20 protein-coding genes are annotated in these 21,101 nt (G+C 72.1%); 9 read left to right on the forward strand and 11 right to left on the reverse strand.

What is annotated here, in order from left to right; all coding sequences use genetic code 11:
- Positions 1-49: 49 nt before the first annotated feature.
- The 7 genes from ACZ573_RS26545 to ACZ573_RS26575 form a co-directional block, all read right to left on the reverse strand.
- Positions 50-400, reverse strand: coding sequence for a DUF3099 domain-containing protein (locus tag ACZ573_RS26545; protein ID WP_471308463.1), 351 nt, complete (start codon positions 398-400; stop codon positions 50-52).
- 64 nt (positions 401-464) lie between these two features.
- The gene (locus ACZ573_RS26550) at positions 465-755 is read right to left on the reverse strand and encodes a DUF1416 domain-containing protein (protein WP_030011783.1); all 291 of its coding nucleotides are present in this window, start codon (positions 753-755) and stop codon (positions 465-467) included.
- A gap of 61 nt (positions 756-816) precedes the next feature.
- Positions 817-1,662, reverse strand: a complete 846-nt coding sequence (locus tag ACZ573_RS26555; RefSeq protein ID WP_189734873.1) for a sulfurtransferase — start codon at positions 1,660-1,662, stop codon at positions 817-819.
- A gap of 176 nt (positions 1,663-1,838) precedes the next feature.
- The gene (locus ACZ573_RS26560) at positions 1,839-1,928 is read right to left on the reverse strand and encodes an Ms5788A family Cys-rich leader peptide (RefSeq protein WP_350875872.1); all 90 of its coding nucleotides are present in this window, start codon (positions 1,926-1,928) and stop codon (positions 1,839-1,841) included.
- Positions 1,929-2,083: 155 nt separating this feature from the next.
- Positions 2,084-2,809, reverse strand: coding sequence for an LmeA family phospholipid-binding protein (locus ACZ573_RS26565; RefSeq protein ID WP_471308359.1), 726 nt, complete (start codon positions 2,807-2,809; stop codon positions 2,084-2,086).
- A 63-nt stretch (positions 2,810-2,872) separates the two neighbouring features.
- Positions 2,873-4,465: a hypothetical protein gene (locus ACZ573_RS26570; protein WP_471308362.1), complete on the reverse strand. Its 1,593-nt coding sequence runs from the start codon at positions 4,463-4,465 to the stop codon at positions 2,873-2,875.
- Positions 4,466-4,475: 10 nt separating this feature from the next.
- On the reverse strand, positions 4,476-4,730 hold the full coding sequence (locus tag ACZ573_RS26575; protein ID WP_030387258.1) for a MoaD/ThiS family protein: 255 nt from the start codon (positions 4,728-4,730) through the stop codon (positions 4,476-4,478).
- A 462-nt stretch (positions 4,731-5,192) separates the two neighbouring features.
- Here ACZ573_RS26575 and ACZ573_RS26580 point away from each other — a divergent pair, with 462 nt between their 5' ends.
- Both ACZ573_RS26580 and ACZ573_RS26585 read left to right on the forward strand, forming a co-directional pair.
- Complete coding sequence (locus ACZ573_RS26580; RefSeq protein WP_301369589.1) at positions 5,193-5,990, forward strand: response regulator transcription factor; 798 nt, start codon at positions 5,193-5,195, stop codon at positions 5,988-5,990.
- Positions 5,991-6,068: 78 nt separating this feature from the next.
- On the forward strand, positions 6,069-7,091 hold the full coding sequence (locus tag ACZ573_RS26585) for a LacI family DNA-binding transcriptional regulator (protein WP_471308366.1): 1,023 nt from the start codon (positions 6,069-6,071) through the stop codon (positions 7,089-7,091).
- A 7-nt stretch (positions 7,092-7,098) separates the two neighbouring features.
- Here the strand turns inward: ACZ573_RS26585 and ACZ573_RS26590 are convergent, their stop codons facing one another.
- Complete coding sequence (locus ACZ573_RS26590; protein WP_471308368.1) at positions 7,099-8,160, reverse strand: DNA polymerase III subunit beta family protein; 1,062 nt, start codon at positions 8,158-8,160, stop codon at positions 7,099-7,101.
- A gap of 141 nt (positions 8,161-8,301) precedes the next feature.
- On the opposite strand from ACZ573_RS26590, the gene ACZ573_RS26595 reads away from it, so the two are divergent.
- The 3 genes from ACZ573_RS26595 to ACZ573_RS26605 all read left to right on the forward strand — a co-directional run bounded on the left by ACZ573_RS26595 (position 8,302) and on the right by ACZ573_RS26605 (position 11,843).
- Complete coding sequence (locus ACZ573_RS26595) at positions 8,302-9,594, forward strand: S1C family serine protease (RefSeq protein ID WP_471308371.1); 1,293 nt, start codon at positions 8,302-8,304, stop codon at positions 9,592-9,594.
- Between the two features lie 75 nt (positions 9,595-9,669).
- Positions 9,670-10,401, forward strand: a complete 732-nt coding sequence (locus ACZ573_RS26600; RefSeq protein ID WP_471308375.1) for a response regulator transcription factor — start codon at positions 9,670-9,672, stop codon at positions 10,399-10,401.
- A complete protein-coding gene (locus tag ACZ573_RS26605; RefSeq protein WP_471308378.1) occupies positions 10,398-11,843 on the forward strand; it encodes a HAMP domain-containing sensor histidine kinase in 1,446 nt (481 codons plus the stop codon). Before ACZ573_RS26600 ends, ACZ573_RS26605 begins: the two co-directional genes overlap by 4 nt.
- Here the strand turns inward: ACZ573_RS26605 and ACZ573_RS26610 are convergent.
- Together ACZ573_RS26610 and ACZ573_RS26615 are read right to left on the reverse strand one after the other, a co-directional pair.
- Complete coding sequence (locus ACZ573_RS26610) at positions 11,823-12,683, reverse strand: phosphatidylinositol-specific phospholipase C (protein WP_471308380.1); 861 nt, start codon at positions 12,681-12,683, stop codon at positions 11,823-11,825. The genes ACZ573_RS26605 and ACZ573_RS26610 overlap by 21 nt on opposite strands.
- 177 nt (positions 12,684-12,860) lie before the next feature.
- Positions 12,861-13,430 carry a TetR/AcrR family transcriptional regulator gene (locus ACZ573_RS26615; RefSeq protein ID WP_471308383.1) on the reverse strand — a complete coding sequence of 190 codons (570 nt, stop codon included), beginning with the start codon at positions 13,428-13,430 and terminating at the stop codon, positions 12,861-12,863.
- A 126-nt stretch (positions 13,431-13,556) separates the two neighbouring features.
- Between ACZ573_RS26615 and ACZ573_RS26620 the strand changes: the two genes are divergently transcribed.
- The gene (locus tag ACZ573_RS26620) at positions 13,557-14,345 is read left to right on the forward strand and encodes an alpha/beta fold hydrolase (RefSeq protein WP_471308386.1); all 789 of its coding nucleotides are present in this window, start codon (positions 13,557-13,559) and stop codon (positions 14,343-14,345) included.
- 88 nt (positions 14,346-14,433) lie between these two features.
- Here ACZ573_RS26620 and ACZ573_RS26625 read toward each other — a convergent pair whose 3' ends face one another.
- Positions 14,434-16,251 (reverse strand): bifunctional metallophosphatase/5'-nucleotidase, encoded by a 1,818-nt coding sequence (locus ACZ573_RS26625; RefSeq protein ID WP_471308390.1) that lies wholly within the window; start codon positions 16,249-16,251, stop codon positions 14,434-14,436.
- Between the two features lie 169 nt (positions 16,252-16,420).
- Here ACZ573_RS26625 and mshD point away from each other — a divergent pair, with 169 nt between their 5' ends.
- The 3 genes from mshD to ACZ573_RS26640 all read left to right on the forward strand — a co-directional run bounded on the left by mshD (position 16,421) and on the right by ACZ573_RS26640 (position 20,932).
- Positions 16,421-17,347, forward strand: a complete 927-nt coding sequence (gene mshD, locus ACZ573_RS26630) for a mycothiol synthase (RefSeq protein WP_471308394.1) — start codon at positions 16,421-16,423, stop codon at positions 17,345-17,347.
- Between the two features lie 377 nt (positions 17,348-17,724).
- Positions 17,725-19,992: an RNA degradosome polyphosphate kinase gene (locus ACZ573_RS26635; protein WP_301369579.1), complete on the forward strand. Its 2,268-nt coding sequence runs from the start codon at positions 17,725-17,727 to the stop codon at positions 19,990-19,992.
- On the forward strand, positions 19,973-20,932 hold the full coding sequence (locus tag ACZ573_RS26640) for a CHAD domain-containing protein (RefSeq protein WP_471308398.1): 960 nt from the start codon (positions 19,973-19,975) through the stop codon (positions 20,930-20,932). The genes ACZ573_RS26635 and ACZ573_RS26640 overlap by 20 nt, the downstream gene beginning before the upstream one ends.
- Positions 20,933-21,101 lie beyond the last annotated feature (169 nt).

The raw sequence follows: 21,101 nt of genomic DNA on the forward strand, positions 1-21,101 counted from the left end.
GAGGGGAGCAGTTGTACGAACGAAGATCACATTCTCGTCTCGTGGGGTTTCAATCCTCGTGGCGCCGCTTTCCGTCCAGTTCGTCCCACCACTCGTCGGACTTCGGATCGCCCGAGGGGTCGTCCCACCAGCGGTCGTCCGGGCCGCGGCGGTTGGCGATCATCGCGGCGACCGGCGGGATGACCATGGCGACCACGCACATCGCCACCGCGGCCTCCACCGACCACAGGCGCACGACGGCCCAGGCGGAGACGAAGAGGACCAGGCATCCGCCCATGAGCAGGAAGTAGGCGCGCCGGCGCCGGGCGTACATGCCTCCAGCGTAGGTCCGCCGCCCCCGCGCGCAAGGGCACGGGAGGGGACGGACGCGGACGGCACGAAGGGCCGCACCCCGTTCCAGTGGCGTCCAACCCCCGGGGGTGCGGCCCTTCGGCCGTTCGATCAGGCGATCACATGTGCGGTGCTCAGACCGCGATCGCCACGTCCGTCACGCCGCCGGCCTCGGCGACGACCACGGCACGGTCCGCCTGGGCACCCGGGACGAGCGCCCGCAGCGTCCAGGAGCCGGTGGCGGCGTAGAAGCGGAACTGGCCGGTCGCCGAGGTCGGGACCTCCGCGGTGAACTCGCCGGTCGAGTCCAGCAGGCGGACGTAGCCGGACACCGGCTCGCCGTCCTTGGTGATCTGCCCCTGGATGGCGGTCTCACCGGGCTTCAGCGTCGCGAGGTCGGGCCCGCCGATCTGTGCTCCACACATGTTCTCTGTCCTGTCCTAGAGAGGTCGTACTACGAGGGGCGTCGCCTGCCCGGTCGTCTGGTTACTTGTTGGCGCCGAGCTCGATCGGCACACCGACGAGCGAGCCGTACTCGGTCCACGAACCGTCGTAGTTCTTGACGTTCTCCTGGCCCAGGAGCTCGTGCAGCACGAACCACGTGAGCGCGGAGCGCTCACCGATGCGGCAGTAGGCGATGGTGTCCTTCGCCAGATCGACCTGCTCCGCCTGGTACAGGGCGGTCAGCTCGTCGTCCGACTTGAAGGTGCCGTCGTCGTTGGCGTTCTTCGACCACGGGATGTTGCGGGCGCTCGGCACGTGGCCGGGACGCTGCGACTGCTCCTGCGGCAGGTGCGCCGGGGCGAGCAGCTTGCCGGAGAACTCGTCGGGCGAACGGACGTCGACCAGGTTCAGGGAGCCGATCGCGGCCACGACGTCGTCGCGGAAGGCGCGGATGGAGGTGTCCTGGGCCTTGGCCTTGTACTCGGTGGCCGGGCGGTTCGGGACGTCCTTGCCGTCGACCAGGTCGCGGGAGTCGAGCTCCCACTTCTTGCGGCCGCCGTCGAGGAGCTTGACGTCCTGGTGGCCGTAGAGCTTGAAGTACCAGTAAGCGTAGGACGCGAACCAGTTGTTGTTGCCGCCGTAGAGGACGACGGTGTCGTCGTTGGAGATGCCCTTGGCGGAGAGGAGCTTCTCGAAGCCCTCCTGGTCCACGAAGTCGCGGCGGACCGGGTCCTGGAGGTCGCTCTTCCAGTCGATCCGGACGGCGTTGGTGATGTGGTTCTTGTCGTACGCGGACGTGTCCTCGTCCACCTCGACGATGACGACATTGGCGTCGTTCAGGTGGGCCTCGACCCAGTCGGCGTCTACGAGGACGTCGCTGCGGCTCATGGTGTTCTCCTCCGGGGCAGTGTGCGGCGGGGCTGTGCTGGTAACGCGTGCTGCGTGCCTGTGGGTGCGCTCAAGATCCTGCGCGGGGAGGCGTCAGGGGTTCAGGAGGCTGGTGCGGTCACGCGGGAAGGGCCTTGGGGCCGTCGTCCGGTCGATGGAGCGGATGCGCTCACAGTTCACATGGATCGACAGAGCATGGCGGCGACGCGACACAGGTCTACTGCCCGTCGCTTCGTGAGGTCCGCCTGCTGATGCTTCATAGCCATGGATCGTAGGGACGAATCGGCCGCCCTGTCACCGGTGTGTCATATATCGAGACAGGATCGTCCGAATATTGGGATGAGAAGGTCCCCGGCGGCCTCCGCGCCGCCCCCGGGACCTGCCGTGCGGCCCGTCCTTCTGCGGATCGGACCGCACCGTCTCACGATCCGGCCACCACCACGTTCGTGCCGCCCAGCGTGAGGTGCACACCGGCCTCGTCCGAGGTCAGGGACGAGAGCTGGAGTCCGGCCGGCATGCCGCTGCCGAGATCACGGTCGAAGTCGGTCTCCTTGCGGATCGCCTTCTCGACCACCGGAACACCCGCGCCGGGCACCTCGTCGGCGCGCACCCGGACGATCTTGCCGCCCTTGCCGCCCTTTCCGCCCGGCGCGTCCTCGAGGGTGACGGTCGACACCACGCTGTGCGTCAGGACCTTGCCCAAGACGTTCACCGACGCGGTGACCTTCACCTTGCCGGGCGCCCCGCCGTAGGAGAGGGTCGCGCCGCTCTGCGAGGCCGCCGTCAGGTCGGCGTACGTGATGAGCGCGCTGCCCTCGGCCCGGTCCGCGGTGCCGCCGCTGTAATCACCGTTCAGCTTCACGCCCCGGAAGCTCGCGTCCAGCTCCGACAGCCGCGTCTTGCGGTCCTCGGCGGTGACCTCGACGCCCCGCAGCTTCAGGTCGACCCGGTCGAGGTCGCGGCTGAGCACCTGGGTCAGGAAGGGGAAGCCGTGGACCTCCACCTCCGAGGAGCCGGCCAGGCCCTGCCGCGCCTGTATTCGGTCGGCCAGCCGGTTCTCGACGTAACTCGCAGCCCAGCGGTCCACGCCCACGAACAGGGCCCCCAGAACCACTCCGATGATCACAACGACGCGCAGGAAACGCACGTTCCCTCCCCCTACTAATCGGTACGTGCGTTCTAGTTGACCATGCGGGCCGTCAGGCAGGGATCAGCCCGCCACCCGGCCGATCAGGTACACGGCGGGGGCGGCCGCCGCGAGCGGCAGGGCCACACCGGCTGTCATGTGCACGAACTTCGACGGGTAGTCGTACGCCGCCACGCGCAGCCCGACCAGCGCGCACACCCCGGCGGCGAGGCCGATCAGCGCCCCGCCCGTACCGACCGGGGTGAGCCCGCCGACCGCGATGCCCGCGCCGGCGGCCGCGGCCAGCGAGACGCCGACCGAGGGGGCGGTGGGCAGCGGCAGGGCGCGGGCGAAGACCGCGACCGCGACGGCCGCGGCACCGACCGTGGCGGCGGCGGAATCGGCCGCGAGATAGCCGGCGCAGATGATGGCGAGGGCGGCCGAGGCCACCGAGGCCATCAGCCCGTACATCCGCTCGTCGGGATCGGCGTGGCTGCGCAGCTGCAGGACGAGCGTGAGCAGCACCCAGGCGCCGAGGGTCCCGACGATCGCGCCGGGTCCGTACGTGGGGTCGACGGCGAGCACGGCCACGTCGGCGACGACGGCTCCGGCGAAGGCGAGGGCGATGCCCTGGCGGGCGGGCCACATGCCGTTGAGGCGGAACCAGCCGGCCGCCGTGAGGCCCTGCAGGGCGATCAGCGGCAGGAGCAGGGCGTACTGCCCGAGGGCGGCGGCCACGGCGAGCAGCAGCCCGAGGACGGCGGTGAGTATGGCGGACTGCGGACCGGGGTCGATGATCGGCGACCGGCCCTCGGCGCGTGCCTGGGCGGGGTCGACGGCGCGCAGGGTGTTGCCGGCGAGGGTGGGCGGGGACCAGGAGGTGATCTCCTGCGGCTCACCGGGGGCCTCGGCCGGGTCCTCGCCCGGGGTGGCCGCCGCCCGGGGCGTCACTCCCCCGGCTACCGCTGGGAGGTACCCCCGGGCGGTCCGCTCCGCGGCGGGCGCGTCCACCACCGGCGGCAGGTACGCGGTCTCCTCGACCGGCGGCGACTGCTGGGGCTGGTGCTGCTGGGACTGGGGCTGCTGGGACTGGGGCTGGTGCTGCTGCTGGTCGTGCCCGGGGCCCGGGTACGGCGGCAGATAGGCCGTCTCGGCACCCTGCGGCCACTCCTGGACCGGAGTCGCGGCGGGCGCCGGAGCCTGGGCCTCGTCCCGGAACCAGCTCCCCGGAGCCACCGGCTGCTGGTGCTCCTGCTGGGGCTGGTACCGCTGGTCGAGCCCGGGACCCGGGTACGGCGGCAGATAGGCCGTCCCGGCACCCTGCGGCCAGTCCTGGACCGGAGCCGCGGCGGGCGCCGGAGCCTGGGCCCCGTCCCGGAACCAGCTCTCCGGAGCCACCGGCTGCTGGTACGGCTCGGGGGCCGGGGCGTAGCCGCCGGCCGGGGCGGAGCCGTCCGGCCAGGGGCCCGGGGCGGCCGGGGCCCCGTCGTGGAACCAGCCCTCGGGCGCCACCGGCTGCCCGGGCACCGCGCCCAGCGGCGGATGCACCGGCTGGTGGCTGGTGTCCCAGGTGTCGGACTGCCAGGTCTGGGTCCCGTACGGGTCCTCCTGCTGCGGGTGCTGCTGGTGCTGCTGCTGCGCGTACTGCCGGCGCTGCTGTTCCTCAGGGGTACTCATCGGCTCCCGCTCACCCGCCCGCGAACGGCGGGAGCACCTCGACGGTGCCCCCCTCGGTCAGCGGGACGGAATCATGCGGGCGCTTGCCCACAGGCTCGTCGTTCACGAGGAAGGAGCAGCGCAGCAGCACCCGGGTCAGCTCCCCGGGGTGGCGCTCCCGCACGGCGTCGAGCGCCTCGGCCAGTGTGCCCGCCGAGTACGGCTCCTCCGCCGTCTTGGCCGCGGCCTTGGCCGCCGCCCAGTAGCGGATGGTTCCGGTTGCCACTGCAGCTCCTATCGTCGGCTCTCTACCGTCGGCCTCCATGATGGCCCCTCCCACCCCCGACCCCGGTGTGCCCCGACGCGCCGGGTGTGCGCCCGGGCGGCCCCGAGGTACCGGTCGGCGGGCCCCCGATCCGGTGAAACCTGGGCATACGCAGGGCGGGAGCGTGGCATGAACCACAGAAGTGGAAACGGAAGAGGCCTCGGCCACACATCGACGGGTGGGCTATTCTGCTTGGCGAGAGGATCCGGGCAACGTTGCCCCCGGGTCCTTTTGTGCTTTCAGCACGTTGAACGGACCGAGAACAGTGGTATCCATGCGGACCCCAGGGCGCGGGGGACCGCGGGGACGCCGGGCAAGACGTACGAAGCAGTACCACGCATGTCCTCGACGGGACCGAGGAGGAACCGACGTGATGGACCAGCGAACCGTGCACCACCGTCCGACCCGGGCAGGTGGTCGGTCGTGAGCTCACTCCTGCTGCTCACCAACGCCCTGCAGCCGTCCACCGAGGTGCTGCCCGCCCTCGGCCTGCTGCTGCACAACGTCCGGGTCGCCCCGGCCGAGGGCCCCGCCCTGGTGGACACCCCCGGAGCCGATGTCATCCTCGTGGACGGCCGCCGCGACCTGCCGCAGGTGCGGTCGCTGTGCCAGCTGCTCCGCTCCACCGGGCCCGGCTGTCCGCTGATCCTGGTCGTCACCGAGGGCGGCCTGGCGGCCGTCACCGCCGACTGGGGCATCGACGACGTCCTCCTGGACACCGCGGGGCCGGCCGAGGTCGAGGCGCGGCTGCGACTGGCCACCGGCCGCCAGCAGCTGGGCTCGGACGACTCCCCGATGGAGATCCGCAACGGCGACCTGTCGGTGGACGAGGCCACGTACTCCGCCAAGCTCAAGGGGCGGGTGCTGGACCTCACCTTCAAGGAGTTCGAGCTGCTCAAGTACCTCGCCCAGCACCCGGGCCGGGTCTTCACCCGGGCCCAGCTGCTGCAGGAGGTGTGGGGCTACGACTACTTCGGCGGCACCCGGACCGTCGACGTGCACGTACGGCGGCTGCGCGCGAAGCTCGGCCCCGAGCACGAGTCCCTGATCGGCACGGTCCGCAACGTCGGCTACCGCTTCGTCACGCCGGAGAAGGTCGAGCGGGCGGCGGCGGAAGCCGCGGCCCAGGCTGCGGCCAAGGCGGCGGCCCAGGCCGCCGAGCGGACGGCTCCGCAGACGGCCGCGCAGACCACCGCGCAGCAGGCTTCGTCCGTCACCTGATCGGCCGAACGCGCTGTGAGCATCCACTCGGCAGGACGCCCTGCCCAGAGGTAGGTCACCCCGCGTAGACTGCCGCGCGTGGCCAAGGTGACGCGGGACGACGTGGCGCGACTTGCGGGTACCTCTACCGCCGTCGTGAGCTACGTCATCAACAACGGACCCCGGCCGGTTGCCCCGGCCACGCGCGAGCGTGTCCTCGCCGCGATCAAGGAGCTGGGCTACCGCCCGGACCGGGTCGCCCAGGCGATGGCCTCGCGGCGCACCGACCTCATAGGCATGATCGTCCCGGATGCCCGCCAGCCGTTCTTCGCGGAGATGGCGCACGCGGTCGAACAGGCCGCCGCCGAGCGCGGGAAAATGGTGCTGGTCGGCAACTCCGACTACCGCACCGAGCGCGAGGTCCACTACCTGCGGGCCTTCCTCGGCATGCGGGTGTCGGGCCTGATCCTGGTCAGCCAGGGCATGAGCGAGCAGGCCGCCAGCGAGATCGAGGCCTGGGACGCGCGGGTCGTGCTGCTGCACGAGCGGCCGGAGGCGATCGACGACGTCGCCGTCGTCACGGACGACATCGGCGGCGCCCAGCTCGCCACCCGCCACCTGCTGGAGCACGGCCACGAGTACGTGGCCTGCATCGGCGGCGTCGAGAACACCCCGTCCGTCGGCGACCCCGTCGCCGACCACGTCGAGGGCTGGCGCCGGGCCATGCAGGAGGCCGGCCGCTCGATCGAGGGCCGGCTCATCGAGGCCCCGTACAACCGCTACGACGCGTACCGGGTCGCCCTGGAGGTCCTGGCGCGCCCCGACCGGCCGACGGCCATCTTCTGCGCCACGGACGACCAGGCGATCGGTGTGCTGCGCGCCGCGCGCGAGCTGCGCATCGACGTGCCCGGGGAGCTGGCCGTCGCGGGCTTCGACGACGTCAAGGAAGCCGCCCTCACCGACCCGCCGCTGACCACGATCGCCTCGGACCGGCCGGCGATGGCCCGCGCGGCAGTGGACCTGGTCCTGGACGACGGCCTGCGCGTGGCCGGCTCCCGGCGGGAACGGCTGAAGCAGTTCCCCTCGGCGCTGGTGATCCGCCGCTCCTGCGGCTGCCGCTGAACGCGGGTCACGCGTCCAGCGTGCACGGCATCAGCAGGGAGAAGGCGTCCTCGGTGCCGGAGCGCAGCAGCACCAGCGGGGCCTTGGGGCCGACGTACTCCAGCAGCAGGTCGTCCCCGACGGCGAGCGCGTCGAGGAGGAAAGCGGGGTTGACCCCCACCAGGTCCCCATCGGCGCCGGAGCCGTAGCCGGACTCGACGCCGGACTCGAAGGACTCGTCGGCGACGGTCACCGTGTCCGTCAGGAGGAGGGCGCACCTTTCGCCGTCCTGCCCGGCAAGGCCCTGCCGCAGCGCCGGCACGTCCAGCGGGATGCGGCGGCCCTCGGGGAGCCGGGTCAGGCGGCGGTAGTCGGGGAACTCCTCGCCCAGGCCCCGCCCGGCGACCCGGCGGTCCTGCGTCTCCAGCTCGATGCCGTCCCCGTCCACGGTGAGCAGGGCCGGGGTGTCCCCGGTCAGCAGGGCCCGCATGGCGTCCACGAGCGGGGCGGGCACGGTCAGCTGGACCCGCTCACCGCCGTGGCCGGTGGTGGACGCGCGGGCCACGGCCATCCGGTAGCGGTCGGTGGCCACGACGTGCAGGTCCTCCCCCTCCACGTCGAAGAGGATCCCGCCGAGCACCGGCAGCTCGGGGTCGGTCCCGACGGCGAAGCGTACGGAGTCCAGCGCGGCCGCGAACTCCGTGGCGGGCACGGTCAGCCGGGCGGTGCGGGTGGTGGTGGTCATGGTGTTCTCCTTGTGTCCGAGGCGGGCGCGTACCGCGGAGAGCGCGCCGCGCGCGTCGGCGAGCTCGCGTTCGAGCCGCCGCAGGTGCCCGTCCAGCAGCCGGGGCACCAGGCCGGTGTCCCCGCCGGACCAGGCCGCCAGGACCAGCCGGACGTCCGCGAGCGGCATCCCCGCCTGGCGGAGCCGGGCCAGCAGCCGGGCCTCGTCGAGCTGTTCGGGCGCGTACCAGCGGTATCCGGTCACCGGATCCACGCGCGCGGGCGGCAGGACGCCCACCCGGTCGTAGAAGCGCAGCGCGCTCACGCCCAGCCCGCTGTCGCGGCCCATCTCACCGATGCTGTGCATCTCGCTCTCCACACCCGTGACTCTGGGACCTCCACCAGGTCGAGGGTCAAGGCCGGTTCTCATGTCGGTCGAAGGCGGTTCTGTCGGGCTTCTCAGGCCTGACTCAGGAAGCTCTCATGATGTCCGGCCAGAGTCGTTGTCATGACCGACAGCTTCCGCCTCGAAGGCGAGTACCCGCAGGAGAACAGCCCGGCCCAGCACGCGCCGTTCGGCGAGGACTGGCAGCGCGGGCGGAACAGGCCGGCACAGGAGGCCGAGGCCGGAACCTGGGCCGGGGCCGGAGCCGATGCCGGAGCCGATGCCGGAGCCGGGGCGGCGGCCTACCCGCCGCCGCCCTCGTACCCGCCGGCCGCGCCCGGTTGGCACGAGGCGCACCGGCCGCCGGTCATCCTGGGCGAGACGGTCCCGGCGGCCGGGGGCGCCGGCGGGTACGAGGGCGGCGGCGGTGAGGGCGGCGGCCCCGGCCGGCCCGCCCACGCCGCGGCTCCCGCACCCCGTGCCAAGCGGCCCGTCGCGCTGCTGGCCGCCGTCGCGCTCGCCGCGGCCCTGGTCGGCGGCGGCACCGCGGCCGCCGTCCAGCAGCTGATGGACCGGCAGGCCGCAAGCACCGGCGGGGTCGATGGCACCACCGTCTCGCAGTCCAGCTCCGGCACCGTCGCCGGCGTCGCCGAGCAGGTGAGCCCCTCGGTCGTCCGGATCGACGTCCGCACCGGTTCCGGCCAGGGCACCGGCTCCGGCATCGTCCTCAGCGCCGACGGCGAGATCGTCACCAACAACCACGTGGTGAGCGGCGCCGCGGAGATCCAGGTGACGATGAGCGACGGCAAGAAGTACCCCGCCAAGATCGTGGGCACCGACCCCGACAAGGACCTGGCCCTGATCAAGCTCCAGGGCGCCTCCGGGCTGAAGCCCGCCACGCTCGGCAACTCCGGCGGCGTCAAGGTCGGTGACCAGGTCGTCGCCATCGGCTCGCCCGACGGCCTCACCGGCACCGTCACCAGCGGCATCGTCTCCGCGCTGAACCGCGAGGTGAAGGTGCCGAAGTCGGAGCAGCAGTCCCCGCAGAGCCAGCAGCAGGGCGAGGACAGCTGGCCGTTCTCCTTCGGCGGCCGCCAGTTCAACGGGGACACCGGCTCCGACACCACCTCGTACAAGGCCCTCCAGACGGACGCCTCCCTCAACCCCGGCAACTCCGGCGGCGCCCTCGTCGACATGAGCGGCCGGATCGTGGGCATGCCGTCGGCGATCTACTCCCCCGCCTCCGGCAACTCCGCCGCCGGCAGCGTCGGCCTCGGCTTCGCCATCCCGGTCGACACGATCAAGGCCGACCTGGACTCCCTGCGCAAGGGCGGCCCCGGCGGCTCGGGCTCCTCCGGTACGGGCGGCGGATCCGGCGCCGGCTCCGCCGCAAACGGCTTCGGCACCAGCTTCTGACCCACCCGTGCGAGGCTGGAGACGCCGTCACGTGCCGCACTCCACGGCCGACCACCACCCCTGGGAGACCCATCCATGAATCCCGCCGAAGGCGAAGCGCGGATCCTCGTCGTCGACGACGAACCGGCCGTACGCGAGGCCCTGCGCCGCAGTCTCGCCTTCGAGGGGTACGCCGTACAGACCGCCGTCGACGGGCTCGACGCCCTCGACAAGGCGGCCTCGTACGCCCCCGACCTGATCGTCCTGGACATCCAGATGCCCCGGATGGACGGGCTGACGGCCGCCCGCCGGCTGCGGGCGTCCGGCAGCGTCACGCCGATCCTGATGCTCACCGCACGCGACACCGTCGGCGACCGCGTCACAGGCCTCGATGCGGGCGCCGACGACTATCTCGTCAAGCCGTTCGAACTCGACGAGCTCTTCGCCCGCGTCCGCGCCCTGCTGCGCCGCAGCTCCTACGCCACCGCGCAGGCCGCCGGCGAGAGCCACGAGGACACCCTGGCCTTCGGTGACCTGCGCATGGACCTCACGACCCGCGAGGTCACCCGGGCCGGGCGGCCGGTGGAGCTGACCCGGACCGAATTCACGCTCCTGGAGATGTTCCTCGCGCACCCGCGCCAGGTCCTGACCCGCGAGCAGATCCTCAAGACCGTCTGGGGCTTCGACTTCGAGCCCAGCTCCAACTCCCTGGACGTGTACGTGATGTACCTGCGCCGTAAGACGGAGGCCGGCGGCGAGCCGCGCCTCGTCCACACCGTGCGCGGGGTCGGCTACGCCCTGCGCGCCGGCGAGAGCGGGCCGGAGTGAGCCCGGCGGCCAGATTCCGCGCGCTGCCGCTGCGCTCCCGCCTCGCCCTGCTGGTCACGGTGGCGGTGGCACTCGCGGTCGCGGCCGTGGCGGCGGTGTCCTGGGTCATGGTCCGCACCCAGCTGCGCGAGCAGCTCGACCGCTCCCTGGTGGCGACGAACGTCGGCGCCGAGGTGAGCCGGACCCTCATGCAGAAGTACTGCCTCCCGCCGCCGCAGCAGGACCTGCAGCAGATCGCCGGGAACCTGAGCGCGACCGTCCAGATCGTCCTGCCCGACGGCAGCCACTGCTGGGTCGCCGGGCCGACCGCCCTGCCGGTGACCCAGGCCGACAAGGAGATCGCGGCGGGCAAGCGGGGCAAGACCCTGCAGACCGTGACGACCCCCGAGGGCGTCGAGATGCGCGTCTACACGATCCCGGTGGTGGTCCCCAACACCGGCGAGGTCTTCGGCGGCGTCTCCATCGCCAAACCGCTCGCCGACATCGACAAGCCGCTGTCCACCCTGGCCTGGGTGCTGCTCCTGGTCTGCGGCGTCGGAGCGGTCGGCGCGGGCGCGGCCGGCCTGTGGGTGGCCCGTGCGGGACTGCGGCCCGTCGACGAACTGACCGACGCGGTCGAGCACATCGCCCGGACCGGGGACCTGACGGTACGGATCCCCGACGAGGGCGACGACGAGATCGCCCGCCTGTCGCGCTCCTTCAACTCGATGACGGCGGCCCTCGCCTCCTCTCAGGAGCGGCAGGCCCAGCTGATCGCGGACGCCGGGCACGAGCTGCGCACCCCGCTGACCTCGCTGCGCACCAACATCGAGCTGCTCGCCCGCAGCGAGGAGACCGGCCGGGCCATTCCGCCCGACGACCGGCGGGAGCTGCTGGCCTCGGTCAAGGCGCAGATGACGGAGCTGGCCTCGCTGATCGGAGACCTGCAGGAGCTGTCGCGGCCGGACGCCGGAGCCGGGAGCCCGCTCCAGGTGGTCGCCCTGCACGAGATCGCCGGAACCGCGCTCTCCCGGGTCCGGCTGCGCGGTCCGGAGCTCCGCTTCGACTCGGACCTGCGGCCCTGGTACGTACGGGGCGAGGCCGCGGCGCTGGAGCGGGCGGTGGTCAACGTCCTGGACAACGCGGTGAAGTTCAGCCCGCCCGGCGGCACGGTCGCGGTGACGCTGCGGGCCGGCGAGCTGACCGTACGGGACCACGGTCCGGGCATCCCGGCCGAGGACCTGCCGCACGTCTTCGAGCGGTTCTGGCGGTCCGAGTCGGCCCGCGCCCTGCCCGGCAGCGGGCTGGGCCTGTCGATCGTGGCCCGTACGGCGGCGCGCGCGGGCGGCAGCGCCGAGCTGCGGGCGGCGGCCGACGGCGGCCCGGGCACGGAGGCGGTGCTCCGCATCCCGGGGGCGCCGACGCCGCCGCCGTCCGATCCGTCAGTTGTGCCGGATCAGTGAGGCGACCAGGCCGGAGCGGGTGTTGGGGAAGTCCATCGCGGCGATGCCGAGCCCGGTCCGGCCTGCCAGTTCTCCGCCGTCGACGAAGCCGTGGACCTGCGGGTTCAGCCGGTCGGAGTTCCAGCGGGGCGGCATGTACGCGGCGGTGCTGACGTAGTTCACGTAGAGCTTGCCGGGCTGCTGGAGGGCCTTGCGGAAGTGGTTCTCGATCCGGCCGCGCTTGGCGAAGGGCTCGGTGTTGTAGTCGTCCTGGATGTCGAAGACGCTGCCGTCGCCGTAGCGCAGGCCCGGCAGGCCGCCGTTGTCGGCGAGCAGGACCACCTTGCCGCGGGCCTGTCCGAGGGTGGGCAGGGTATCGGAGATCCGGAACAGGGGCCGCCAGCCGCGGTGGTCCAGGTAGTCGTCGAAGACGGCGCGGAAGGTGGCGTCGCTCTCCCCGGAGTACTCCTGCTTGACGCGCATCAGGACGGTCTCAAAGGGGTGCGCGGCGAGGAAGTTCCAGCAGGCGGCGAGGACGTCCCCGAACATCAGGTCCTGGAAGAAGGCCGCGTGGTGGATGGCGAAGGAGCCGCCCGTGACCCGGCAGCGGATGTCGAGGAAGCGGATTCCGGAGTCGAGCTGCTGGGCGATCGAGGTGTTCTGGCAGGCGACGTAGAGGCCGCCCTTGGTGGCGCCGGAGTCGTGGGTGCCGGGGATGGTCATGCGCTGGAGGGCGGTGGAGTCCCCGAGGCCGGCCATCCAGTCCTGGGTGCCGAGCGTCGCGGCCGAGGCGGGTACGGCTCCCAGCCCGACGGCCGCGCCCGCGGCCAGCGCTCCGACCAGGAACGCCCGCCGGTCCATGCCCGTGCCTGTGCCCGTGCCTGTGCCTGTGCCCGCGCCTGTGCCCGCGCCTGTGCCCGCGCCTGTGCCCGCGCTCGCGACCGTGCCCGTGCCGATGCCCATGCCCGCCCCTTCGCCGACCCGGTGATGGCCGGATTATGGCGTGCACACGTCAGCTTTACCACCTGTCGGCAGCGGTCAGCTTTCGAGCAGCTCGACCATGGACCGCAGCCCCTGGAGGAGCTCGCGGCCGTCGGGCGCCTGCTCCGGATCGGTCAGGGTCTGCACCATCACCCCGCTGAGCAGCGCGATGTGCATCGAGCCGAGGGCCCGTACATCCGCCTCGGAGACCTCCTCCTGCGGCACTCCGCGCAGGGCCGCGGCCACCATCCGCCGGTTGCGGCGCTGCCCCTCGGCGAGGATCGCGAGCAGCTCGGGCGAGGACTGCGCGTGGACGAAGGCCTCGACGGAAGCCAGCCAGAGCCAGCGCATCTCGCCGAAGTCGCGGATCTTGCGGTCCCAGGTGTCGGCGTAGCGCTCCCCCGCGGTCTCGCCCTGACCGGTGAGTCGGCCGGATCCCGCGGCCCACTCCTCCATGGCGGCGAACAGGGCCTGGTTGAGGAGAGCCTCCCGGGATCCGAAGTGGTAGCCGATCGCGGCCATGCTCACCTCCGAGGCCGTGGCGATGTCGCGCACGGTCGTGCGCAGGTAGCCCTTCTCCTCCAGGCAGCGCCGGGCTCCTGCCAGCAGGTCCTCACGATTTCCCATGCGGGGATCGTAGCCGCGAAGCTTTTTGGGCAAGCGCCCTACACGAACGTATTGCGCATGCGCCCAACTCCTGGCAAGCTTCAGGAATCGGCAGATCGGAAGATCGACGAAACGGGGAGGACCGCCATGCAGCGGCACGAAATGAAGATCGACGACCGCACCCTGTCCTACGTGGATTCCGGCGGCCCCGGCCGCCCGCTGCTGGCGCTGCACGGCGGCCTGTCCGAGGGCCTCGCCTTCGCCGGACTCGCCGCGCACCTCGGCGGCGCCTGGCGGGTCATCGCCCCCGACCAGCGCGGCCACGGCAGCTCCGACCGGGCCCCGCACTACCGCCGCGAGGGCTACGTCTCCGACGCCGTCGCCCTCCTCGACCACCTCGGCCTGGACGCCCCCGTGGCCCTCCTCGGCTACTCCCTCGGCGGCCTCAACGCCTGCCACCTCGCCGCCGCCCACCCCGACCGGATCTCCGCGCTCATCGACATCGACGCGACCGTCGAGATCCGGCCCACCACCGAGGGCCCCCTCTTCGACTTCCTGCGCGGCATGCGGTACACCGCCCCCACCCGTGAGGAACTCCTGGAAGCCGCCGGGCCGGTGGGCACCCAGTTCGTCGAGCAGGCCCTGCGCCCGCTCCCCTCCGGCGAGGGCTGGCGGCTGCCGTTCCACCCGCAGGACATGCTCGACTCCATCGAGGCCTGCCGGGGCGACCACTGGGACGCCTGGCTCGCGAGCACCTGCCCGGCCCTGCTGATCCACGGGATCCACAGCCAGGTCCTGCGCCAGGACACCGCCGACGCGATGGTCGCGCGCCGCCCCAAGACCTCGTACACCCCCCTGAACGGCGACCACTTCGTGCCCTTCACCGACCCGAACGGCGTCCACACCGCGGTCGGGACGTTCCTGGCCGCTCTCTGATCCCCGCGCCACGGGGGTGCACGGGGAAATGCCGAAGGGGCGGCTGGCCGATGGCCCGCCGCCCCCTCCAGGACCACCGCACGCGGTGTTACTTGATGACGGTGATCCGGTTCGCCGCCGGCGGGGCGATCGGGGCCGCCGCCGAGGAGTTCTTCGTCAGGTAGGCGTTGAAGCAGTCCAGGTCGGACGCGCCCACCAGCTTGTTCTTGTGCTCCTTCAGGACGGTGAAGCCGTCACCGCCGCCCGCGAGGAACTCGTTCATCGCGACCCGGTAGGTCTTGGCGGGGTCGATCGGCGCGCCGTTCAGCTTCACCGAGTCCACGACGATGCGGTCCGCGCCCGCCTTCGTCATGTCCAGGGTGTACGTGAAGCCCTTCGAGACCTGCAGGATCTTCGGGTTCGGACCGTTGACCGGCCCGCTGACCTGCTGCTGGAGCGCGGTGATCAGCTGCGCGCCGGTCAGGTCCACGATGTTCATCATGTTGGTGAACGGCTGGACCGTGAAGGACTCGCCGTACGTCACCACACCGTCGCCCTCGTCACCCGAGGCCTTGTAGGCGAGGTCCGAGCGGATGCCGCCCGGGTTCATGACGGCCAGCTGCGCACCGCCCTTGTCCGCCGGGGCGAGCGCTTCGAGCTGCGCGTCGGCGATCAGGTCGCCGAGCGGCTTCTCGGGGGCCTCGGAACCGCGGCCGGGGATGTCGGCCGAGATGAAGCCCTGCGGACGGTTGGCGATCGGGGCCGCCAGCGCCTTCCAGCGGTCGATCAGCTCGGTCATGTCCGGGGCCTTCGGCTGGTCCCGGCCCACGATCTTGTTCACCGGCTTCGGCGAGGTGACCGGCGTACGGACGATGTCCTTGGTCTGCCGGTCGTAGGTGAGGGTGGTGTCGGTGAACAGGCGGCCGATGGACGCGGCCGAGGTCACCGTACGCGGGTTGCCCGCCGGGTCGGGGATGTTGCAGGCGTAGGCCTGGTGCGTGTGGCCGGTGACCAGCGCGTCGACCTTGGAGTCCACGTTCTTGGCGATGTCCACGATCGCGCCCGAGATGCCGGCGCCGGCACCCGGGACGTTGCAGTCGTAGTTGTACGCGCCGTTGGCGGGCAGGCCGCCCTCGTGGATCAGCGCGACGATCGACTTCACGCCCTGCTTGTTCAGCTCGGCGGCGTACTTGTTGATCGTCTCGATCTCGTCGCCGAACTTGAGTCCCTTGACGCCCTCGGCGGTCACGACGTCCGGAGTGCCCTCCAGGGTGACGCCGATGAAGCCGATCTTCACGTCGCCCTTCTTCCACACGAAGGTGGGCGACATCAGCGGACGCTTGGTCTTCTCGTCGGTGACGTTCGCGGCGAGGTACTGGAACTGGGAGCCCGTGAACTCCTTGCCGAACTCGTAGCAGCCGTCGACCGGGTGGCAGCCGCCGTACGCCATGCGCCGCAGCTCGGTCTTGCCCTCGTCGAACTCGTGGTTGCCGACACTGGTGACGTCCAGGTCGAGCTTGTTCAGCGCCTCGATGGACGGCTCGTCGTGGAAGAGACCGGACAGCATCGGGCTGCCGCCGATCATGTCACCGGCCGCCGCGGTGACGGAGTACTCGTGGCCCTTGCGGGCCTCGCGCAGGCTGGTCGCGAGGTACTCGACCCCGCCCGCGGGTATGGCCTTGGTGGTGCCGTCGGCCTGACGCTCGGTCACGGTGCCGGAGGAGCCCTGCGGGGGCTCCAGCGTGCCGTGGAAGTCGTTGAACGACAGCATCTGCACATCGACGGTCCGGCTCTTGGCCGCACCGCCACCACTCGCGGCACCGGCCGGAAGTGCGGCAGCGACCATGGCCCCGGCCCCGGCGGTGACGGCGAGGGCGGTGAGGGTCAACCGGCGGGTTCGGCGGTGCCGTTGTGGCGTCGCTGACATTTAATCCCCTTATGTGACAGCGGTAAGACATGGGAGGTCCGCCGAAGCCTATGGTCAACGCGCGTAGCTCTACCAGGGGGTAGCGGTATCGCGTTGGTTACGCGCAGAAGAAGGACCGACCACGCGCCCGCACTCCGCCCCTCCTCCACGGCGGTCGTAGGCTCGTGCCATGACTGACGCAGCAGCGGCCCTCGAGCCGGGACGGCAGATTCAGACTCTCGACGAGCTGACGGAGGAACAAGCGACCGCCGTACTCGAACTCATCGAGGACGCGGCGCGCACGGACGGCACCACCGCCGTGTCCGAACAGGGACGGCTCCAGCTGCGCGGCGGACCGCGCGAGGGCATCCGGCACTTCCTGCTCACCGAGGGCGGCCGGCTCTCCGCTTACGGACAACTGGAGGACACCGACCCGGTGGAGGCCCCGGCCGCCGAACTCGTCGTGCACCCGGCCCTGCGCGGTCGCGGGCACGGGCGGGCCATGGGAACGGCCCTGCTGGCCGCCTCCGGCAAGCGGCTGCGGGTCTGGGCGCACGGCGGCAAGTCGGCCGCCCGGCACCTCGCGCAGGTGCTCGGCCTGACCCTCTTCCGCGAGCTGCGCCAGCTGCGCCGGCCGCTGGCAGGCGGGGACCCGCTGCCCGAACCGGTGCTCCCGCCCGGGGTGACCGTACGGACCTTCGTGCCCGGCGCCGACGACAAGGCCTGGCTCACGGCGAACGCGGCCGCCTTCGCCCATCACCCCGAGCAGGGCTCGCTGACCCAGCGCGACCTGGACGACCGGATCGCGCAGCCGTGGTTCGACCCCAAGGGCTTCTTCCTCGCGGAGCAGGGCGGCGAGCTCGTCGGCTTCCACTGGACGAAGGTCCACGCGGCGGAGCAGCTGGGCGAGGTCTACGTGGTCGGCGTCCGCCCGGGCGCCCAGGGCGGCGGCCTCGGCAAGGCCCTCACCGCGATCGGCCTGCGCCACCTGGCGGCCCAGGGCCTGCCGACGGCCATGCTCTACGTGGACGCCGACAACCCGGCGGCCCTGTCCGTCTACGAGGGCCTCGGATTCACCACCCACGAGGTCGACCTGATGTACCGCACCGAAAGCTGACCACCCCGGCGCCGCCAAATCCAGCCCCGCCGGCGATTGAGGCGCGGGGTCCGGGGCGGAGCCCCGCTCTTTCAGCCCCGCCGGGGGGCACCTCCCAGCGGTAGCTGGGGGAGTTTGAGGCGCGGGTCCGGGCAGCGCCCGGCGGGGGCCCGGGGGCGGAGCCCCCGCCGGCGCCGCACCCGCGCACGCGGGGCGCGCACCCGCCCCGCCACCCCCGCCGGGAGGCGACTGGTGCGCCATCCGGACCCGGGAAGCCACACGCCATTAACCAGGCATTCAGACGCGCTTGCGACTCTCCCCCCATGCAGCCCCGACTCCGACTGACGGCCGACTCTTCCGACGTGCCTGTCCTCCCGCGTGCGCGGAAGAATGGAGTCATGAGCCACCAGCCCAGCGCAGGCCCCACCGAGGTCCCCGCCCAGCACCCGTCTCACACCCCCGCCGCCGCCCCCGGCCGGGCCGTCACCGGAGCCCACGCCCGCATAGGCTCCATCTCGGCGCACCGCCCGCACGTCGACCTGGAGCCCGATCTCGACGCGGATCTGGACGCCTACGACGACGACAAGGACGGCGACGAGCTCCCGCCGGGACGCTTCCTCGACCGGGAGCGCAGCTGGCTCGCCTTCAACGAACGGGTGCTGGAGCTCGCCGAGGATCCGACGACGCCCCTGCTGGAGCGCGCCAACTTCCTGGCGATCTTCGCGAGCAACCTCGACGAGTTCTTCATGGTCCGCGTGGCCGGCCTCAAACGGCGTATCGCGACGGGCGTCGCCACCCGTTCTGCCTCCGGCCTGCAGCCCCGCGAGGTGCTGGACCTCATCTGGACGCGCTCGCGCGAGCTCATGGCCCGGCACGCCGCCTGCTTCCAGCAGGACATCTCCCCGGCACTCGCCGAGGAGGGCGTCCACCTCATCCGCTGGCCCGATCTGACCGAGAAGGAGCAGGCGCGCCTCTTCACCCTGTTCCGCAACCAGATCTTCCCGGTGCTGACCCCGCTGGCCGTGGACCCCGCGCACCCGTTCCCGTACATCTCCGGCCTCTCCCTGAACCTGGCCGTGGTCGTACGCAACCCCGTCAGCGGCCACCGCCACTTCGCCCGGGTCAAGGTCCCGCCGCTCCTCTCCCGCTTCCTGGAAGCCTCCCCGCAGCGCTACGTCCCGCTGGAGGACGTCATCGCCGCGCACCTGGAGGAGCTGTTCCCCGGCATGGAGGTGCTCGCGCACCACATGTTCCGCGTGACCCGCAACGAGGACCTGGAGGTCGAGGAGGACGACGCCGAGAACCTGCTCCAGGCCCTGGAGAAGGAGCTCATGCGGCGCCGCTTCGGGCCGCCGGTGCGCCTGGAGGTCGAGGAGTCCATCGACCCGGGCGTCCTGGACCTGCTGGTGCAGGAGCTGAAGGTCAACGCCTCCGAGGTCTACCCGCTGCCCGGCCCGCTGGACCTGACCGCCCTCTTCGGGATCGCCTCGCTGGACATCCCGGAGCTCAAGTACCCGAAGTTCGTCGCCGGCACCCACCGCGACCTCGCCGAGGTCGAGTCCGCGTCCGCGCCCGACATCTTCGCCGCCCTGCGCGAGCGGGACGTCCTGCTGCACCACCCGTACGACTCCTTCTCCACCTCGGTGCAGGCCTTCCTGGAGCAGGCCGCCGCCGACCCGGACGTCCTCGCCATCAAGCAGACGCTCTACCGCACCTCCGGCGACTCCCCGATCGTGGACGCCCTGATCGACGCCGCCGACTCCGGCAAGCAGGTCCTCGTACTGGTCGAGATCAAGGCCCGCTTCGACGAGCAGGCCAACATCAAGTGGGCGCGCAAGCTGGAGGAGTCCGGCTGCCACGTCGTCTACGGGCTCGTCGGCCTCAAGACCCACTGCAAGCTGTCGCTCGTCGTCCGCCAGGAGGGCGAGACGCTGCGCCGCTACTCGCACGTGGGCACCGGCAACTACCACCCCAAGACCGCCCGGCTCTACGAGGACCTCGGCCTGCTCACCGCCGACCCGCAGGTCGGCGCGGACCTCTCCGACCTCTTCAACCGGCTGTCCGGCTACTCGCGCCGCGAGACCTACCGCCGGCTGATGGTGGCGCCCCGCTCGCTGCGGGACGGACTGATAGCGCGGATCGACAAGGAGGCCGCCCACCACAAGGCCGGCCGCCCCGCCTACGTCCGGCTCAAGATGAACTCGATCGTCGACGAGGCCCTCATCGACTCGCTCTACCGGGCCTCCCAGGCGGGAGTGCCCGTCGACATCTGGGTGCGCGGCATCTGCGCCGTGCGCCCCGGAGTCCCCGGGCTCTCGGACAACATCCGGGTCCGCTCGATCCTCGGCCGCTTCCTGGAACACTCCCGGGTCTTCGCCTTCGGCAACGGCGGCGAACCCGAGGTGTGGATCGGCAGCGCCGACATGATGCACCGCAACCTCGACCGCCGTATCGAGGCACTGGTCAGGGTCGCCGACCCGGCCCACCGCGCGGCACTGGACCGGATGCTGGAAACCGGCATGTCCGACGCCACCTCCTCCTGGCACCTGGGCCCGGACGGCGAGTGGACCCGGCACAGCACGGATGCGGACGGCCAGCCGCTGCGGCACGTACAGGAGACGCTCATAGACGCCCGGAGGCGCCGGCGTGGCTCAGCCAAACCATGACCCGATTACGGCGACGGCGGACGCAGGTGCCGTGCTCGGCGCGTACCTGCGCGCCCAGGCCACCGCTTTCCTGCGCGCGCTGCGCCTACACGAGGAAGGCACAGCGAGCGGGGCCGCCGAAGGAAGCGACGCGGCGCGCAGCCTGCGGGGGGCTGCGCGCCGCATCAGCGGTTCCCTGGCCACCTTCCGGGTGGTGACCGAGTCCTCCTGGGCCGACGGGCTGCGCACCGAGCTGGTGTGGCTGTCCTCGACCCTGGCCGACGAGCACGCGTACGCGGCCCGGCTGACCCGGCTGATGGACGCCCTGCACCGGCTGTCGGGGTCCCCGGAACTGCCGGCGCCGCGCGGCTCGGCCGGCGCGCTGACGGTGGGCTCGGCGCGGGCGGGCGCGCTGCTGGAACGGCAGCTGACCCTGGCCCGTACGCGCGCCCACTCGGCCACCCTCCAGGCGCTCGGCTCCTCCCGCTTCCACGCGGTGGCGGACGCGGTGGCGGTGCTGGCCTCGGAGGTCCCGCTGGACGCGGTCGCGGCCCGGGGACGGGTGGCAGAGGTACTCGTTCCACTGGCCGCCGTGGCCGAAACCCGCCTGTCGGCGGCGGTCGCGGCGCTGCCCCCGGTCGACGGGGCCCATCCCTACAACGCGGACCACGACGGGCTCTGGCACGAGGTACGCCGCCTGCTGCGGGTCCACCGGTACGCGCGCGAGGCGCTCGGCGAGGACGTGAGCCGGCCGACGGCCGCGGGCGAGGCCCTGGACCGCCACCGTGACGCGGCCGAGGCGGCGACCGCCTCGGCGACGGCGGCCCGCACCCCGCGCATCGCCCCGGCGACGGCCTACGCCCTGGGCGTCCTGCACGCCGACCAGCGCCACGAGGTCGAGGCGGCCCGCCTCGAATTCCAGCATCTCTGGCTTCGCGAGCCCGCGGTCACGCCGCGATAACGTGCGGATAACGGATGATGACGGCTGAGTGCGACCGGCCCGGAACGCACCGGGTCGTCCGCCACGGTTCACCATCCGTTCACTCGGCCCGGTCGGCTGCTTCACCTGTTCTGCCTAATTTCGGTGATGCACGGAGCGAGTAGCCCGGAGGTCGAGCAGCTCAGCCGCG

It is taken from the genome of Streptomyces sp. NPDC040545, assembly GCF_055595065.1.

What these genes read in the sequence shown, in the direction of transcription:
- ACZ573_RS26550 (WP_030011783.1), bottom strand. Translation starts at nt 755, where the DNA reads ATGTGTGGAGCACAGATCGGCGGGCCCGACCTCGCGACGCTGAAGCCC.
- ACZ573_RS26555 (WP_189734873.1), bottom strand. Translation starts at nt 1,662, where the DNA reads ATGAGCCGCAGCGACGTCCTCGTAGACGCCGACTGGGTCGAGGCCCAC.
- ACZ573_RS26560 (WP_350875872.1), bottom strand. Translation starts at nt 1,928, where the DNA reads ATGGCTATGAAGCATCAGCAGGCGGACCTCACGAAGCGACGGGCAGTA.
- ACZ573_RS26570 (WP_471308362.1), bottom strand. Translation starts at nt 4,465, where the DNA reads ATGAGTACCCCTGAGGAACAGCAGCGCCGGCAGTACGCGCAGCAGCAG.
- ACZ573_RS26590 (WP_471308368.1), bottom strand. Translation starts at nt 8,160, where the DNA reads ATGCACAGCATCGGTGAGATGGGCCGCGACAGCGGGCTGGGCGTGAGC.
- ACZ573_RS26595 (WP_471308371.1), top strand. Translation starts at nt 8,302, where the DNA reads ATGACCGACAGCTTCCGCCTCGAAGGCGAGTACCCGCAGGAGAACAGC.
- ACZ573_RS26600 (WP_471308375.1), top strand. Translation starts at nt 9,670, where the DNA reads ATGAATCCCGCCGAAGGCGAAGCGCGGATCCTCGTCGTCGACGACGAA.
- ACZ573_RS26610 (WP_471308380.1), bottom strand. Translation starts at nt 12,683, where the DNA reads ATGGACCGGCGGGCGTTCCTGGTCGGAGCGCTGGCCGCGGGCGCGGCC.
- ACZ573_RS26615 (WP_471308383.1), bottom strand. Translation starts at nt 13,430, where the DNA reads ATGGGAAATCGTGAGGACCTGCTGGCAGGAGCCCGGCGCTGCCTGGAG.
- ACZ573_RS26620 (WP_471308386.1), top strand. Translation starts at nt 13,557, where the DNA reads ATGCAGCGGCACGAAATGAAGATCGACGACCGCACCCTGTCCTACGTG.
- ACZ573_RS26625 (WP_471308390.1), bottom strand. Translation starts at nt 16,251, where the DNA reads ATGTCAGCGACGCCACAACGGCACCGCCGAACCCGCCGGTTGACCCTC.
- mshD (WP_471308394.1), top strand. Translation starts at nt 16,421, where the DNA reads ATGACTGACGCAGCAGCGGCCCTCGAGCCGGGACGGCAGATTCAGACT.
- ACZ573_RS26635 (WP_301369579.1), top strand. Translation starts at nt 17,725, where the DNA reads ATGAGCCACCAGCCCAGCGCAGGCCCCACCGAGGTCCCCGCCCAGCAC.